Source organism: Oligoflexus sp. (assembly GCF_035712445.1).
Taxonomy (GTDB): Bacteria; Bdellovibrionota_B; Oligoflexia; order Oligoflexales; family Oligoflexaceae; genus Oligoflexus.
This window is the reverse complement of the sequence record NZ_DASTAT010000065.1, coordinates 1-14944: the sequence shown is the minus strand read 5'-3', so window position 1 is coordinate 14944 and position 14944 is coordinate 1. Positions and strand designations below refer to the sequence as shown.

General features: G+C 54.8%; 12 protein-coding genes. 6 read left to right on the top strand and 6 right to left on the bottom strand.

From position 1 onward, the window contains the following. Positions 1-27: 27 nt before the first annotated feature. The 3 genes from VFO10_RS13895 to VFO10_RS13885 are packed head-to-tail and all read right to left on the bottom strand — an operon-like array spanning position 28 to position 4851. Positions 28-2175, bottom strand: coding sequence for a TonB-dependent receptor family protein (locus VFO10_RS13895; protein WP_325141102.1), 2148 nt, complete (start codon positions 2173-2175; stop codon positions 28-30). An 8-nt stretch (positions 2176-2183) separates the two neighbouring features. Further along, complete coding sequence (locus tag VFO10_RS13890) at positions 2184-3503, bottom strand: imelysin family protein (protein ID WP_325141100.1); 1320 nt, start codon at positions 3501-3503, stop codon at positions 2184-2186. Positions 3504-3534: 31 nt separating this feature from the next. Further along, positions 3535-4851 (bottom strand): delta-60 repeat domain-containing protein, encoded by a 1317-nt coding sequence (locus VFO10_RS13885; RefSeq protein WP_325141098.1) that lies wholly within the window; start codon positions 4849-4851, stop codon positions 3535-3537. A 140-nt stretch (positions 4852-4991) separates the two neighbouring features. On the opposite strand from VFO10_RS13885, the gene VFO10_RS13880 reads away from it, so the two are divergent. The 4 genes from VFO10_RS13880 to VFO10_RS13865 are packed head-to-tail and all read left to right on the top strand — an operon-like array spanning position 4992 to position 9060. Beyond that, a complete protein-coding gene (locus VFO10_RS13880) occupies positions 4992-5993 on the top strand; it encodes an extracellular solute-binding protein (RefSeq protein ID WP_325141096.1) in 1002 nt (333 codons plus the stop codon). Continuing rightward, positions 5990-7615, top strand: coding sequence for an iron ABC transporter permease (locus VFO10_RS13875; protein WP_325141094.1), 1626 nt, complete (start codon positions 5990-5992; stop codon positions 7613-7615). The genes VFO10_RS13880 and VFO10_RS13875 overlap by 4 nt, the downstream gene beginning before the upstream one ends. Positions 7616-7618: 3 nt before the next feature. Next, positions 7619-8692, top strand: coding sequence for an ABC transporter ATP-binding protein (locus VFO10_RS13870; protein WP_325141092.1), 1074 nt, complete (start codon positions 7619-7621; stop codon positions 8690-8692). Positions 8693-8709: 17 nt separating this feature from the next. After that, complete coding sequence (locus tag VFO10_RS13865) at positions 8710-9060, top strand: GFA family protein (RefSeq protein ID WP_325141090.1); 351 nt, start codon at positions 8710-8712, stop codon at positions 9058-9060. 69 nt (positions 9061-9129) lie between these two features. Here the strand turns inward: VFO10_RS13865 and VFO10_RS13860 are convergent, their stop codons facing one another. Continuing rightward, complete coding sequence (locus VFO10_RS13860) at positions 9130-10059, bottom strand: alpha/beta hydrolase family esterase (RefSeq protein WP_325141088.1); 930 nt, start codon at positions 10057-10059, stop codon at positions 9130-9132. Positions 10060-10334: 275 nt separating this feature from the next. Here VFO10_RS13860 and VFO10_RS13855 point away from each other — a divergent pair, with 275 nt between their 5' ends. Further along, positions 10335-10961 carry a globin domain-containing protein gene (locus VFO10_RS13855; protein ID WP_325141086.1) on the top strand — a complete coding sequence of 209 codons (627 nt, stop codon included), beginning with the start codon at positions 10335-10337 and terminating at the stop codon, positions 10959-10961. A gap of 31 nt (positions 10962-10992) precedes the next feature. Here the strand turns inward: VFO10_RS13855 and VFO10_RS13850 are convergent, their stop codons facing one another. Next, on the bottom strand, positions 10993-11406 hold the full coding sequence (locus VFO10_RS13850; RefSeq protein ID WP_325141084.1) for a CBS domain-containing protein: 414 nt from the start codon (positions 11404-11406) through the stop codon (positions 10993-10995). 268 nt (positions 11407-11674) lie between these two features. Between VFO10_RS13850 and VFO10_RS13845 the strand changes: the two genes are divergently transcribed. Beyond that, positions 11675-12457: a serine protease gene (locus VFO10_RS13845; protein ID WP_325141082.1), complete on the top strand. Its 783-nt coding sequence runs from the start codon at positions 11675-11677 to the stop codon at positions 12455-12457. Positions 12458-12459: 2 nt separating this feature from the next. Here VFO10_RS13845 and VFO10_RS13840 read toward each other — a convergent pair. Continuing rightward, a partial coding sequence (locus VFO10_RS13840) for a 7TM diverse intracellular signaling domain-containing protein (RefSeq protein ID WP_325141080.1) occupies positions 12460-14944 on the bottom strand: 2485 nt, incomplete at its 5' end.

The following is a 14944-nucleotide window of genomic DNA, read 5'->3' as shown; positions in this document are numbered from 1 at the left end:
AAATAACACAGCCCTGCAGGAATCCTATCAAAATTTGGCCTTGGCTCCGAAGACGAAAGCCTGGGGTTTGCCGGGCCGGGCTCCAAAGGGACGGAACGAAGTGATCACTTTTTCATTGGTGATGTTATCAGCCGTTGCATAAAGCTCATAGGCTTCCGCCAGAGTTACGCTCACGGAAGCGTCGAGCAGGCTTGAGGCCGGCAGCGTTTCGCGACCGGCAGCCAGGGCCTGATCATAGGACGAGCTTTGACGTTTCCACTGGAAATTCACCAGCCATGGTTCCCAGCGCATCCCCGCCTGTATTCCCAGCTGATGCCGCGGCACGTAAGGAATGGGATCCCCTTTTTGAATTTCACCGAGGCCCCAATCCGTCAGCCCCGAAACAAAGTTGCCGTCGAAGCTGGCTCGCGTCAGGGTGTACTGGAAAGACGTGGGAAACTGCAGCGAGCCTGCACGGAATCCATGAGATGCTGTCAGTTCGAAGCCATAAATACGAGCCTTGCCACCGTCATAACTGATGTCGCGCGTCGCCGCACCGCAGCCTTCCGACACACTGCAGGTGCCTTTGATATTGCGGTAATCATTCCAATAGCCGATCAGATCCACCAGAGTCGAACCCTGCATGAAACGGAAACCGGATTCGTAATTGATGCTTTCCTCGGCCTTGCCGCTGCCCTTGTCATCCGCAGCGGCGAGGCCCATGCCGCGATAAACGCCCAGGAGCCAACCGAGATTCGGATTGATCTGTTTGAAGACGCCAAGGCCAGGCATGGTCGCGGCTCTTTTATTTTTCGCGTCTTCATTCGCCGCGGAAAAATCATCCTCTTCGATCGTGACCCACTCCTGCCGCAAACCACCGCTCAAACGCCAGTCGCCGAGCGTATAGGTATCCCAGACGAAGGCCGACCAGGCCTCGGCTTTGATGCGATCCTGCGCGCCGACGCCCTGGGCTTCGCCACTGGGTTCGAGGTGGCCGTTGATCATGGCGAAGGTATCGCTGGTATGATCATGGCGAATGCTGTCCTGATGGAAGCGAAGACCCCATTCCAATTGATTCGAGGTGTCCGCGCTCAGTTTCCAAAGATACTGGCCATCCCAGTTCAAGCCGCGGCTGTAGTAGCTGCGATGATTATTCGCCTGCAGAACAAGATCCGAAGTCCCGAGACTATCGTCCCGCCCCGTGATGACGTCATAAATATGCGCGTTCTGTCCGACGGGATTGGCCAAAACAGAACGAATGTCGACGGAACGATCGCTCACGCCATCGAAACGTTTCCACAGCCGATCGAAACCGTGATTATAAAGCGTGACGACGCTCAGAATCTCGGACGTGCGGAATTCATGGCTGAAAGCCAGAGTGCGATGGCCATTTTTCATCTGATCACGTTCCGAGGCCGCATAACGCTGATAGGGATCCGCTTCGAAGTCGGCCTTGGTCAAACCCAGATAACTTTCATCGGAAAGTTCATCCGACCAGCCGGCTTTCAGAAGGAGCTGCTGCGAATCGGTGAGCTCATAGCTTAATTTGCCGAGCAGATCGCGTTTGTGAAAGCCCGTGTCATGGCCATTGGTCAGCGTCTTGAAACCGGCGCTTTCCATCTGCGCGCCGAGGATGGACCAGCCCCAGGCTCCATTTTTACCGCCGACCTGCGCCAGCGCTTTTTTAAACTCGAAACTGCCCTGGGCCACTTCCACCTGGGCGGCGAATGGCTCTTCGGGAATCCGTTTGGTGATCAGATTGATCGCGCCACCGACCGTTTGCGGTCCATAGCGAACAGCCGACGAGCCCTTGGTGACTTCAACATTTTCGATGGTGGTCATGGTGGGAACATAATAGGCCGCCGGGGCCGCGTAAGGTGCAGGACCCGACGGAATGCCGTCTTCCATGATCAGGACCTTGCGGCTGCGATGCGGAGCCACACCGCGCATCCCGATATTGGGCCTGAGCCCGAAGCCGTCCTCTTCCTGGATCTGGACCCCGGGCACTGTTTTCAGCACCCGGTTCAAATCCGTATATTTATAGGTCTCCAGCTGCTCGACGCCGATGACGGTGGTGGAACCTGGTTCAAGAAAAACACTGGTGCCATGGACCGTGATATTCTCCTGGCTTTTCTCCTGAGCAAACAAAGACGGTGCTAAGACAAACACTAGAACCAAGGGCATCGGGTCGCGCATGAGTCCTCTCAATCATTGTCCCCTTGGGGACTTGCCGGTACGGTCAGCGACAGTAGCTTGCTGTACTCGTACTTTAATTCATTCGAAACTTCCTTAATACTTTTCCGCAGCTGACACAAGATGCTGATTTGCGACTGCTCGCAGTTCTCGGCTTTCTGGGCTGCGATCAATTCCGACAGACTCGCATCCTGAGCGGCAAAAACCGCGCTCAGATCCCGGGTCAGTGCTTCGGAGCGGGTGGCCACTTCCGTGCCGCCGATGTCCCGCACCAAAGCTGCGAAGCCACCGGGCCTTTTCTGATTCGCGTCTTCAAAGCCGTAGATCAAATTCGTGAAGGCCTTGATGTTGGATTGAATCGCCTCGCGCGAAATCCCGCTCATCGGGAATTCATCCTTGCCCACGCAAGGAGCCGGACTGCTGGGGCAGAACATCGGATCATGACCGGCCGGCGTGGCGAGCTTATAGTTCTTCACTTCGATATCGAGATAGAAGAGATTTTCGTAAAGACTCTGAAGCGCGGCTTTTTCCGCCGCCGCATTGCCGATGACGCTGGTCAGATAGTTATTGCCTTCTGGACCCCAGACCTGGGTCAATGTCGTGGCATTGGCCTGCAGTTCGGCAGCCAAGGGTTTCAGGTAAGCGCAGCGGGCCTGGGCCCTGGCATCGGGAGTTAGAGCGTTCCATTCCTTGGTCGTGGCGCTGGCTGCGGAACACGCCGATACGAGAGTCGGTGTGAAGAGAAGGTACTCGATGCCCTGCAGACCTTTGCGGTTGGTGTTGATCGGCAGCGCGTAGTCAGCATTTTTGCTGGCCTTGATGGCCTCTTCATCAATGCGGCAGGTATTGGTCTGCTGCGGCCAACCATAGATGGCGGTTTTCAATTCCTTTTCATTCTTCGCAATGGGACCGACCTGGAAGAGTTCGAGCTCCTCCCAGACCAGCATGGTTTCCTTCCATGCGGCCTGAACAGGAGCCTTGTCATTCGCAGCTGGATTTTGGCAGTACGATTCGATCGCCTGGCCGAGTTTCCCAGTCGATGCGGCAAACGCTGCGTTTTGACGAGCGATGCCATCACCGAGCTGGCGAAAGAGATCATTCTGATTCAGTCGCAGACCACCGACAAGCCCTCCGACATTGGTCGTGGGATTGCCGGGGGTCGGGGTTTCTCCGCCGTCGGGAGTTGGAGCCGCAGGTCCAGGAACCGGGGTTCCGCCTGCGGACGCATCAGGTGCTTCCACTGTTGGATTGTTACTTGAGCTTGAGTTGCTGTCGCAGCCCAGCTGAATTCCGGAAGCCAAAGCCAAACCGAGGAAAATCTTGAAGCGCATGTCAACTCCGACGTTGGATAGGTTTTCGTCATTAAAGCGGCAGGGTCACAACCACTGCATCATCTCCATGGGCATCACCTTTGATGCCGACCGCCACGACCTTATCACCTTGTGGGGAGACTTTCACACCCCAGAGAAAATCTGCAGCACCCCCGAAATCCAGGAGCTGCGCACCATTTTCGCCGAAATTTTCATCCGGTTGACCGTCGGCTGACAGGACCACCATCATGCCTTCGGAGCTGTTGGATGCATAACGTCCCCCACCGATCAGAAGGAGGCGACCATCGGGAAGAACGGTCATATTGCGGCCATTATCGTTGTAGCCATCAGCATCGACGCGTGTGTAGCCTCCGCCTGTGCCATAGCCTTTATCGAGCGTTCCCTTGTCGAGGATTCGCAGCGAAAGAAAATCGAGCGACTCCTGCGAATTGTTGCGGCCATAACCGACGGTCACGACCGATGTCCCCTGCAGGGAAACCGCATAGACTTCGGTGACGGCGCTCAGAACCGCCTGGCTGAACACACCGTTATTGCCATAGGATGTATCGAGTTGACCTTCCGCATTCAGCCGATAGATCACGGGGACCACGATGCCGCCATTGTTTTGATAGCCGGCGCCCAGTATGGAACCATTCGGCAGCACCAACGGTGGTTTGGGCGAGGCGCTGTTGCTGGAAAGATCGAGGCTGAAGACGCCGTTCTGTGCAAAACTCGTATCCAACGTGCCGTCGGCATTCAAACGAGCCAGGGCAAAGTCGGTATCGAGAGCGCCATCACGTTTTTTTGCGCCGTGCACGAGCAGACGATGGGCGCTATCCAAGGCGATTCCACCAAAGCTGTCGGCGACAAAGGAATTGCCGGAGACTTCGCCTTGGCTCAGGTCAAGAAGAACGAGGCCCGCGGCGCCGAAGCTGCTGTCGCGGCTGCCATCTGCATTCAGACGCAGGATGGCAATATCGCGATCACGGGCATCCGCGCCGGCGGCTTCCACGGGACCGGCGACCAGGATTTTGCCATCGGCCTGAACGAGGACGCTGCGTGCGACTTCTGCGCCGGCACCGACGGCTATGTTGGTGATGACATAACCGGATTTACCGAAGGAGGTGTCGAGTTCGCCGGAGGCCTTATATTTGGCGACCAGGAACTTCGCGTCGCTGCTTGAATCGACGGAGTCCGCGAAGGAACCCACTGCGTAGTAGGAGCCATCGGCTGCAAAAGCCAGGTCGAACAAGCGATCGTGACCCTGGGACAAACGATTGACCTTATAACTGATATCAGCGGCGAAAGCGTTGCTGTTCAGACCACCGAGGAGGACAGCGGCGAGGGCGGAGAGTTTCAACGTCATCATATACAACTCCAGCGTGAGGGGGATGTGATCTTGAAATTCATTCTCAACTCTGATAGAAAAGAAGAGTCCGCTTGTCAATGAGGAAACGGAAGACGTAAATAATGATTCCCAATATTGAAATGAACCAGGGAGATTTCAAAATGACGTGGAAGCTTTGGCCAGCTGTTTTTTCCTTGTTTCTGAGCCCGCTGCTTCAAGCTGCGCCTGAAGCAACGGTGACGGTTTACTCGGAACGCAAGGACCATTTGATCAAGCCGGTTTTTGAAGCCTATACGAAAAAGACCGGAGTGAAGGTCACCTTTCTTACAGATAACACGGCGACTCTGATCCAGCGCATTCAGGCGGAAGGGAAAAAAAGTCCGGCGGATATCCTTCTGACTGTGGATGCGGGCAATCTTTGGAGTGCGGCGCAGGCGGGGCTTTTTGAAGCGGTGAAGAGTGAAACGCTGGAGAAAAATATCCCCGCGAATCTGCGTGATCCGGGCAATCAATGGTTCGGACTTTCGCAAAGGGCGCGGACTATTGTTTACAATCCAACCAAGGTGAAGCCGGAGGAGATCAAGAGCTACGAGAATCTTGCCGAGCCTTCGTTCAAAAAGCGCCTGTGCCTCCGTTCCTCGAAAAAAGTCTATAACCAATCGCTCGTGGCCATGATGATCGCGGAAAAAGGCGAAGAGCGGGTGGAAAAAGTGGTGAAGGGCTGGGTGCAGAATCTTGCGGCGCCCGTCTTCCAGGATGATACGGCTTTGATTGAAGCTGTGGCGGCTGGACAGTGCGATGTCGGTATTGTGAACACCTATTACTACGGTCGTCTCTTGGAAAAAAATCCCAAGCTCGCGGCGAAACTTTTCTGGCCCGGCAAGGACGTTGGCGGCGTGCATGTGAATGTCTCGGGCGCGGGGGTGCTGAAGACGGCTCCTCATAAAGCGGAAGCCGTGAAATTCCTGGAATGGCTGTCGAGTCCTGAAGCTCAGGGCCAGTTTGCCGAAGTGAACCATGAATATCCGGTGAATCCTGCCGTTAGCGCTTCCCGTTTCGTGCAGTCCTGGGGTAAGTTCGATGCCACGCTCATCAATATGGCGAAGGCCGGTGAGCTGCAGGAAAAGGCGATCAAACTCATGGACCGAGTTGGTTACAATTGACCGAAAATATCCGTCATAAAATTGCAACAGCGAGCTGGCGATACCTGTCTTATGGTATCGCCGCTTTGGTATTGGCGCCCCTTCTGGTGGTCTTTTCTTCGTGGTTTTTGCCGATCGCCACCCAGCATTGGCAGCATCTGGCCGAATATCTCTTGCCCTCGCTCCTCTGGCAGACACTGGCGCTGGTCGTGGGGGTGTGCTCGCTGACGCTTGTGATCGGGGTCAGTCTTGCCTGGATCTGTTCACAGTATCGCTTCCCCGGTGTGGGTATCCTGCGCCGGGGCCTGATTCTGCCCTTTGCGATTCCGGCTTATGTGAGCGCCTTTGTGTTTGTCGGTATGATGGATTACACAGGTCCCGTGCGGACCTTCATCCGCCAGGTTTTTGGTGGGGATGGCCTCGTGCCCGAGGTGCGGTCGCTGCCGGGTGGAATTGTAATCCTGGCGCTCTCGCTCTTTCCTTATGTTTATGTCTTCAGCTTTGATGCCTTCGCCACCCAGGGACGCAGCACGCTGGAAGCTTCGCGTTCGCTGGGAGCTTCCCCTTTGAGCAGTTTTTATCGGCTGGCGGTGCCGTTCGCGAGGCCGTGGATTGCAGGCGCCCTTTGCCTGGTTGCTTTGGAAGTTTTGAATGATTTTGGAACGGTGTCCATCGTTGGGGTGAATACGTTCACCACCGCTATTTATAAAGTGTGGTTCGGCTTTTTCTCCCCGGAAACGGCGGCCCAGCTTTCCACCTTCCTTGTGACTCTGGCCTTTCTTATTTATTACGCGGAGCAGGGCACGCGTCGGCGGCACCAGTATACGTCCAACAATCCGAATCGAAATCAGGAGCCTTACCGACTGCGCGGGAGCAAGGCCTGGCTGGCGAGCGCCTATGCTTGGAGCATCTTTGCCCTCGCCTTTGTGATCCCGGTCATCCAGCTGATCCTTTGGGTGATCGAGACCGCGGCCGAAATTTTTACGGTGGAAATTTTTCAGCTGCTTTGGCGTTCGATTGTGCTGGGGGCCTGTGCGGCTACGCTGGCCTGCATCTTTGCAGCGATCGTCTGCCTTGCGAAGCGTTATCTGCCGATTCCGAGTTTGAAGCGGAGTCAGCAGCTGGCGCAGCTGGGCTATGGGATTCCAGGTTCGGTGATGGCCATTGGGATTTACCTTGTGATTGTGAAGGTGGATCATGCTCTGGTGGATACCCTTGAAAAATATTTTGGTTATGCCGGGCCTTTGATCTTATCGGGGACCATTATCACGATGGTGCTGGCCCTCGGGATTCGATTTTTGGCAGTGGCTTCCTCATCCGTCGATGCGGGGCTGGCCCGGATTTCCTTGCGCTTGGATGAAGCCGGGCGGCTTTATGGGGTTTATGGTTGGAAGCAGTTTGCTCTGATTCATTGGCCGCTTTTAAAGAAAAGTTTTGCCTCCGGCTTTCTGCTCGTCTTTGTCGATGTGATCAAGGAAATGCCTCTGACATTGATGACAAGGCCCTTTGGTTGGGACAGTCTTTCCGTTCGCATCTATGGATTGACGAGTGAGGGGGAATGGGCGCGAGCGGCGCTGCCTGCCCTTCTCCTGGTGGTGATCGGCACGCTGCCGCTCTTTCTTTTTCAACAGAAAAGGAGCTGACCCATGACGCGGGTGGTTCTTGATATCAGCGACGTTCAGCACAGCTATGGGGCGCAGAAGATCCTGCATGGGGTCAGCCTTACCCTGGAGGAAGGCAAAATCGCCTGTCTTTTGGGGGCGAGCGGCTGTGGGAAGACCACTCTTCTGCGCTGCATTGCGGGCTTTGAAGAGATCAAGGACGGCAGCATTGTTTTGAATCAGAGGCTGGTCAGCAGTCGGGATCAATTCGTGCCGCCTGAAAAAAGGCGGATTGGCGTTCTGTTTCAGGATTACGCGCTTTTTCCCCATATGACTGTGAGCCAGAATATTGCATTTGGGATCCGGCATCTGCCGCCGCATGAGAAGCAGGTAAAGATTCGGCATCTTCTGCATTCGGTGGCGCTGGAGGCCTTTGAGGATCGGTATCCGAGCGAGCTTTCCGGTGGGCAGCAGCAGCGGGTGGCCCTGGCTCGGGCTTTGGCTCCAGAGCCGGAGCTGCTTTTGCTTGATGAGCCTTTTTCGAATCTCGATCAGACGCTGCGCGAGCGGATGAAGCATGAGCTGAAGGTGCTTTTGGAATTCTTTGGTGTTACGGCTTTGATCGTCACGCATAATCAGGATGAAGCCTTTGATATGGCCGATGAGATCGGTGTGATGGCCGGCGGGCGTATCGTGCAGTGGGGGTCGGCTTATGACCTTTATCATAGGCCGCAGAATCGGGCTGTGGCGGAGTTTTTGGGAACCGGGGCTTTTATTCCGGCCGAGATCACGGCTGAAGGCTGTCTGGAATCGGAACTTGGGGAGCTGGTTTGCACCGAGGACATCAAGCAACTGGTGGGGCGGAAGGTGACTGTCCTGCTGCGGCCGGATGATATCGTGCATGATGATGCCGCAACCATGCGGGCGCTCGTCAAGCGGGTGGCTTTTCGGGGTATGTACCTTATCTATTATCTGGAGCTGCCGAGCGGTTCCGAGCTGCAGTGTTTTACGAGCAGCCATCATGAAAGGCATGAGGTGGGTTCCCGAATCGGGATTCGTTTGGACTTGAAGCATGCGGTCATCTTGGATCATGATGTAGCTTTGGTTGAGGAGATTTAGACTCTCAAGGAGGCTTCATGCAAAAGTATTCCGGTGGCTGTCACTGCGGAAAGGTTCGCTATGATGTGGAGATGGATCTTGCGGGACTGATCACCTGCAACTGCTCCATCTGTACGAAGAAGGGGACCATACTCGGATTTGTCGGTGACAAGCAGTTCACGCTGCTCTCGGGGAAAGATAACCTCTCGGACTACCAGTTCAATCAAAAGCAAATTCACCACCTTTTCTGCAAGACCTGCGGGGTCACGTCCTTTGCCAATGGCGCGGGCCCGGATGGGTCTTTGATGTATGCGATCAATGTGCGTTGCCTGGATAATATCGAGGTGAATAAGCTGCAGACGAAGGAAGTGGACGGCAGGAGCCATTGATCACCAGCCAGGGCCGCCAGAGGATCCTGGGGGGCAAGCAAAAGGGGCCTTAAGGCCCCTCGTCATCTTTTATTTGTCACCCATGAACTTCAGTGTTTTCCCCACAAAATTTTCGCCCAGAAACACCGGGCCGTGATTCGAGCCATTGATCTTCCAAAGGCCGACCTTGCTTCCGTTCGCACAGTCGTCATAGATGTACTGATCCGTCTCGGGCCGGAAGCCGAGCGAGATATAGTCCGTGAAGTCACCAATGATCGTGGGTTTGCCATTTTCATCCAGGCCCGGTTCCAATTTAATCAGAACAAGGTTCAGGCTGCGCGGATGTTCCGAATAACTCTGGCAATGATTGCGCTCCGCCCAGCGTTCCACAACTTTGAAAGCGCCTGGATAGGTTTTGCCGGAAGCCTCGGCATCGAAAGGCACGATGGAATCGTCCGTGCCATGAATCTGGAGTATCTTGATCGGTGTTGTGGTCTTGCAGTCGGCGGCGTTGGCAAACTCGGAGCCCGCAACGGACACCACACCTGCGAAAACACCGTTGGTATCACAGGCCAAACGATAGGACATGAATCCACCGTTGGAATGGCCGTAAAGGTAGACGCGTTTGGGATCGACGTTGTATTTGCTTTTGACTTCAGCCACGAGATCCTGAAGATATTGGGAATCATCCACATCCTTATTGTTCGTCGCGCAGCAGCTTTCCGTGGCATTCCAAACCTGCTGACCATCATCACGTACCGTTCCTTCAGGCAAAAGCAGGAGGTAATCATGGAAGGGCTGGCTGCGGCTGAGGCCCAGGTAAAGATCCGTCAGGGTCGCGTTATTGCCGCGACCATGCAAAAGAACGATCAGGGAATAACTTTTCTTCGCGTTATAGAAATGAGGGAGTTTCAAGACTGCAGGTCGATCGCCACCGACCCTCACGTCTTTGGCCTGCAAGGGCAGCGTCAGGGCGAAAAACAAACTAAAGAAAGCGACTGTTCTTGATACCAGTGTCATTCTTGGTTCCTCTCTTCGTGTGTTGCAGAGCGATTCCTGGCGGAATTTAACCGTGGGATGGCGCGGATGTCAAAGATTTTGTGCAATTTAAATATGGGAATGATTGAGGTAACAGTTGTGAGCAACTGCTGCTCGGCAGGCGGCTCGTCTTGCCTCTGCGTTGTGGCTTTATTTGAGGTGATTTAGATCATTCTTACCAAAAGGTATAAGTGAATTAACCAGCTGACATCCTGGATTTTCCGAAAGGGATTTGTCGCCCTAACCAGGAGTTTTGCGTGGACCTCAATATCAAACTCATTCAGGAAACTTTCGAACTGGTGACGCCTCGCGCCGAGGAGTTCGCCAATCGATTCTATGCGAATCTTTTTCAGGATTATCCGGCGGCGCAGCCCCTCTTTGATGCCTCCCAGTTGGATAAACAAAAGCGTCTGCTCGTCGCGTCCCTGGTGCAGGTCGTTCATAACCTGGAGAATCCAGAGTTCCTGGGTGAATATCTTGGAAGGATGGGCGAGCGTCATCATACTTATGGAGCCACCGAAGAGCATTTTGAATGGGTGGGGCTGACCCTTCTGAAAACCTTGAAAGATATGTTCGGAGATGCCTGGACCCGCGAGATCAACCATCAGTGGGCCATGGCGTTTGACGTCATCGCGGCCTTGATGAACGAAGGCATGAACCGCGCGAAAACCAAAGTCGTCCCCCTCCGCAAAGCCGAAGTGGAAAAAGAACCTGCCACCCCATTCCGCATCACCTTGCCCCGCGAAGTCACCGAGCAGCTGGATCAGCTGGCACGGAAGTATGTGCAGCAGGCAGTGCAGGATTACTTTGAGCAGGCGACTCAGAAGGAGCTGAAGCAAGTGCTCGGGCCTGGCGTCCAGGATATTTTGAAGAAGGTGTCCTGAATGGTGGGGCCGGGGTTCCGGCCCACATAGTCTACTTCTTCAGTCGCGTCTGAAACACTTCCGCCAAAGCCCTCAGGGCATCAGTATCGGTGAAGATCCCAACCAAGGTTCCATTCTCCTGAATAATCAAAGCCGACCCGATTCTTTGCTCGGCCATGTGCGAAGCCACGAGATCCAGCGGGGTGTCGGGCGTTACGCAGTAGGGGCTGCGGGCCATGGCGGAGTCGACTGTTGTTGCATCGAGGTCGACGGAGCTGAAAGAGGAAAGAAGGTTCACATCCTGGAACGAGAGAAGGCCTACGGTTTTGTTGTGCGAACGGACGGGAAGGTGACGGATCTTGTATTCCTTCATCAGCCCGGACGCCTTGCTGAGGCTGTCGCCGGCTTCAATTGTGTAGGGCATCGGCGTCATATACTTGGATACTGGCGGTACGTTCTTGCTCATCGGGACTCCCCTTTCCTCTGACGGTTTAACCACTATCAAGCAAACGGTGTACCAGCCAAAAAGCATGAAAAACCGGCCTTTGCTGCGTGAAACGCAACCACTTTGGTACGGAATCCTGCTTTGCAGTGGGCTTTCAGCAGCGCCGAAGCAGGGAATTTTCCCCATAAGCTCCCGATATCGCTACCAGTCAATTTTCCTAAATACAAATTGTCGTTTGTTCAAAATAAGTATGAGAAAGTACTAACAAGGACCACGCAGGAGTCAGGAAATGATCGTAAGCCTAAGAAACCTTTTACTTGTTACATTGACTGGCTGGACAGTCATGATGGGGTGCGGTACTGAAAAGGCACCCAAGGAAACCAGTCAACTCGACATCGTTGGCGGCAGCCAGGTGAGTACCTCGCTCTATAGCCAGTATTTTAGCTCGATCGTTTCCCTCCAGTACAGCGGCTCGCATTTCTGCGGCGGTACATTGATTGCGCCGAATAAGGTTTTGACTGCAGCGCACTGTCTCGCCGACTTCAGCAGCAGCGAAATCCGATCCTATCTGAAAGTCGTCATCGGCGCTCGCGATCTGCGCTCCACGGCAGGCACCGAGCGCTTCTCGATCGCCAGCTACAGCATCAACCCCCGCTACAGCTCGTCGGGCACTCAATACGATTCCGCAACCATCACACTGAGCGGCAGCAGCTCGTTCGAGCCAGCCTCTGTGAACAGAGCCTCGGCCCTTCCCGCACCCGGATCCACTCTTTATGTGGCCGGCTGGGGATCGACCTATGAAGGCGGCAACGTCACCTCTGTGTTGAAATACACCGCGGTCAAAGCCATCTCGAACGCCGAATGCGCCAGCGCTTATGGTTCGTCCATCTATGACGGCAACCTTTGCGCCTATAGCTCGGGCACCGACTCCTGCCAGGGTGATTCCGGTGGACCGCTCTATAGCTACGACGGCACAAAGCTGACTCTCGTCGGCGTCGTCAGCTGGGGTAGAGGCTGCGCACGCCAGGGCTATCCCGGTGTGTATACGCGCACATCGTTCTTCAACTTCTAAGTTCAGGAAACCGATCGCAAGGACTGCGATCTTGGAATAAAGATCTCAAAGCGGGCGCCCTTGCCAGGCTCACTGATAATGTCCAGCGTACCCTGGCAGCGCTCGACCGCTGCGAACAACGCCTCCATGCCAATGCCACGTCCGGCAAACAGCGAGACCTTCGACTGCGTGGAGAATCCACCCCGGCTGATCGTGGAAACGAGTTGAGCCAAAGACATCCGGGTGATGTCTTCATCCAGGGGAAGACCACGGGCCTTCCATTCCTCTTCCCAGACCTGGCGATCAAAACCGCGGCCATCATCCGAGCATGAAATGGCAAGGCCATCGGGCAGCTCGCGGAAATCCAGACAGATGAATCCCTGCTGGGCTTTATTCACAGCCTCCCTGTCGTCTTCGATCCCATGCACGATCGCATTCCGCACCACATGAATCAGCTGATCAATCAAAGCCTCTTCGGCCTCGGAGTGAACGCGCGCATCACGATCAAGGACGCGCATTTCCACATTCTTATGAAGCTTCCGGGCCACCACTCGCGCATCATTCATCATGGAATGCAGCAGCGAACGCACAGGTTTGGCCGATACATCCTGGATCCAATGATCGATGTCCACCCGCAAGGGCGGTGCGAAACGCGTGCGCGACAGCTCCCTCAAAGCATTAAGCTGAGCATCGGTGACCCGCTTTTCATAGCTGATCGGACCCCATTGCGTGCGCAGAAGACTGGCATGTCGGGTCAGGTACTTCTTGAACTGCTCTTCCAGCTTGTCAAGATCTGAGCGTCTGATCTGGGCTTTCTCTTCCAGCTGATGCAGAAAGCGGGCGATCTCGGGCAGCTGGAAGACCATGCAGTTGCCTTTCAAAGTGTGCAGGATGAACTGCACTTCGCGCGAGCCTTGATCCGTCGCATTGCCTTCGAGCTGCTTCAGCTTTTGGACGGCATCAAAGGAATAGGCCACGAACTGCCGGAAACCCTCGATGTCGCGCAGAGTCTTCAAAAGACTGCGATTGCGCTGGGCTTCCAGGCGACGCCTACGGAGTTCGGTGGCATCCGTCCAGGTCAGAAGAATATGCTGGAGACGTCCATCCTTGTCCCGAACTCCCGCCGCTTCCATATGCAAGTACTTGCCATGCGCCAGCACATAGGATGGCAGCTGACCAAGCGAAGCCTCCAAAGGCATCTGATCATCAAAGACCTGATTCAGGGCCATGCTGAATTTCTGAGTCAGATCAGGTTTCAGGGCGAGCACTTCCAAAAGGTTCTGGCCTTCCTGAAGGTCAGAAGCCAAAAGGCTCAGACAGGATCGGGTGAAACCGGGCGCGATCGAAGCATTTCTATCAATCATCAGAAAACCGCTGGCCACATGATCGAGGATCGTTCGGATGGTTTCCGTGCGTTCCGCCACCAGAGCCTCGACTTGAACGAGGTGCTGCTGCAGCTGATCGTTCAGCTCATGAATCGTGCGGTCCGCCTTGGCCCGGAAAAAGTTGACCCGATCGGCCAGCGCCAGCGACATCAGGATGCCTTCGCACGCGACGCCGGGAAGATTGCTGAACTGCACGATGAAAGGCATATGGATGATGCCTTCATAGGTCAGTCCCAGCATGATGTTATTGACCAGCATGAAAAGCCAGGCGAAGCACCAGGCAAAGGCCGGACGGTAGCCTCGGGTGACGGCGAGGACGCTGCAGCCCAGCATGATGAAGCTGCCGATGAAAAGGATCATCGAAAGTATCTTCACATGGATATTGTAGGGAAGCACGAAGGCCAGAGGGACCATGATCGCGCAGAAAATGGCCACGCCCGAGAAGATCTTATGGAAGACCGGCATATGCTCACGCATATTCAGAAAGCTCGTCGTCACCATAAACGCTGTCGCATAGGCAACCGCCGCGAAGATGAGAAAGCCCGTGTTGCTGGCCCAGGTTCCTAATGCCCCCGGCAGGATCACTGGCCACAGCCCCTGCAGAGCAGCCTGGGTGAAGATCATATTCAGAATGAAGAGAAAGTAATAGAAGTAGGTGACACTGCGGAATGAGAACGTGAGAAAGCCGTTGTAGAAGAGCAGCGTGAGCAGCATACCGAAAAAGAGAGCGATCGCCGCGCTATCCAGCATCTGAAAGCGCCGCATCGCATCAGGTTTAGCGAGGTAAATGGCCAGGACGATGGAACCCTGGGTCTGCAGTTTGATGTAGTAGGTGTTGATTCCAGGGGTCACGTGCATTTTCAGAATCGGCGTGCGATAAGGAGCCCGACCCGTACGCTCGGGATTCAGATCGCCCCGTCTTTCACTTTGCCAGGAGCCTGCTTCATTTTTTTGAAAGAGCTGCACGGTATCCAGGATGGGATAACGACTGCTGAAGTAGATGATTTCTTTATTAGGACCATCATGCCTGACCGTAAGGCGAAGCCACATCGCATTGGTCATGAAGCCACGACCCGGCAAATCCTGGTCGAAAGTTTTGAAGTCAGCATCGTAGCGGCCGTCC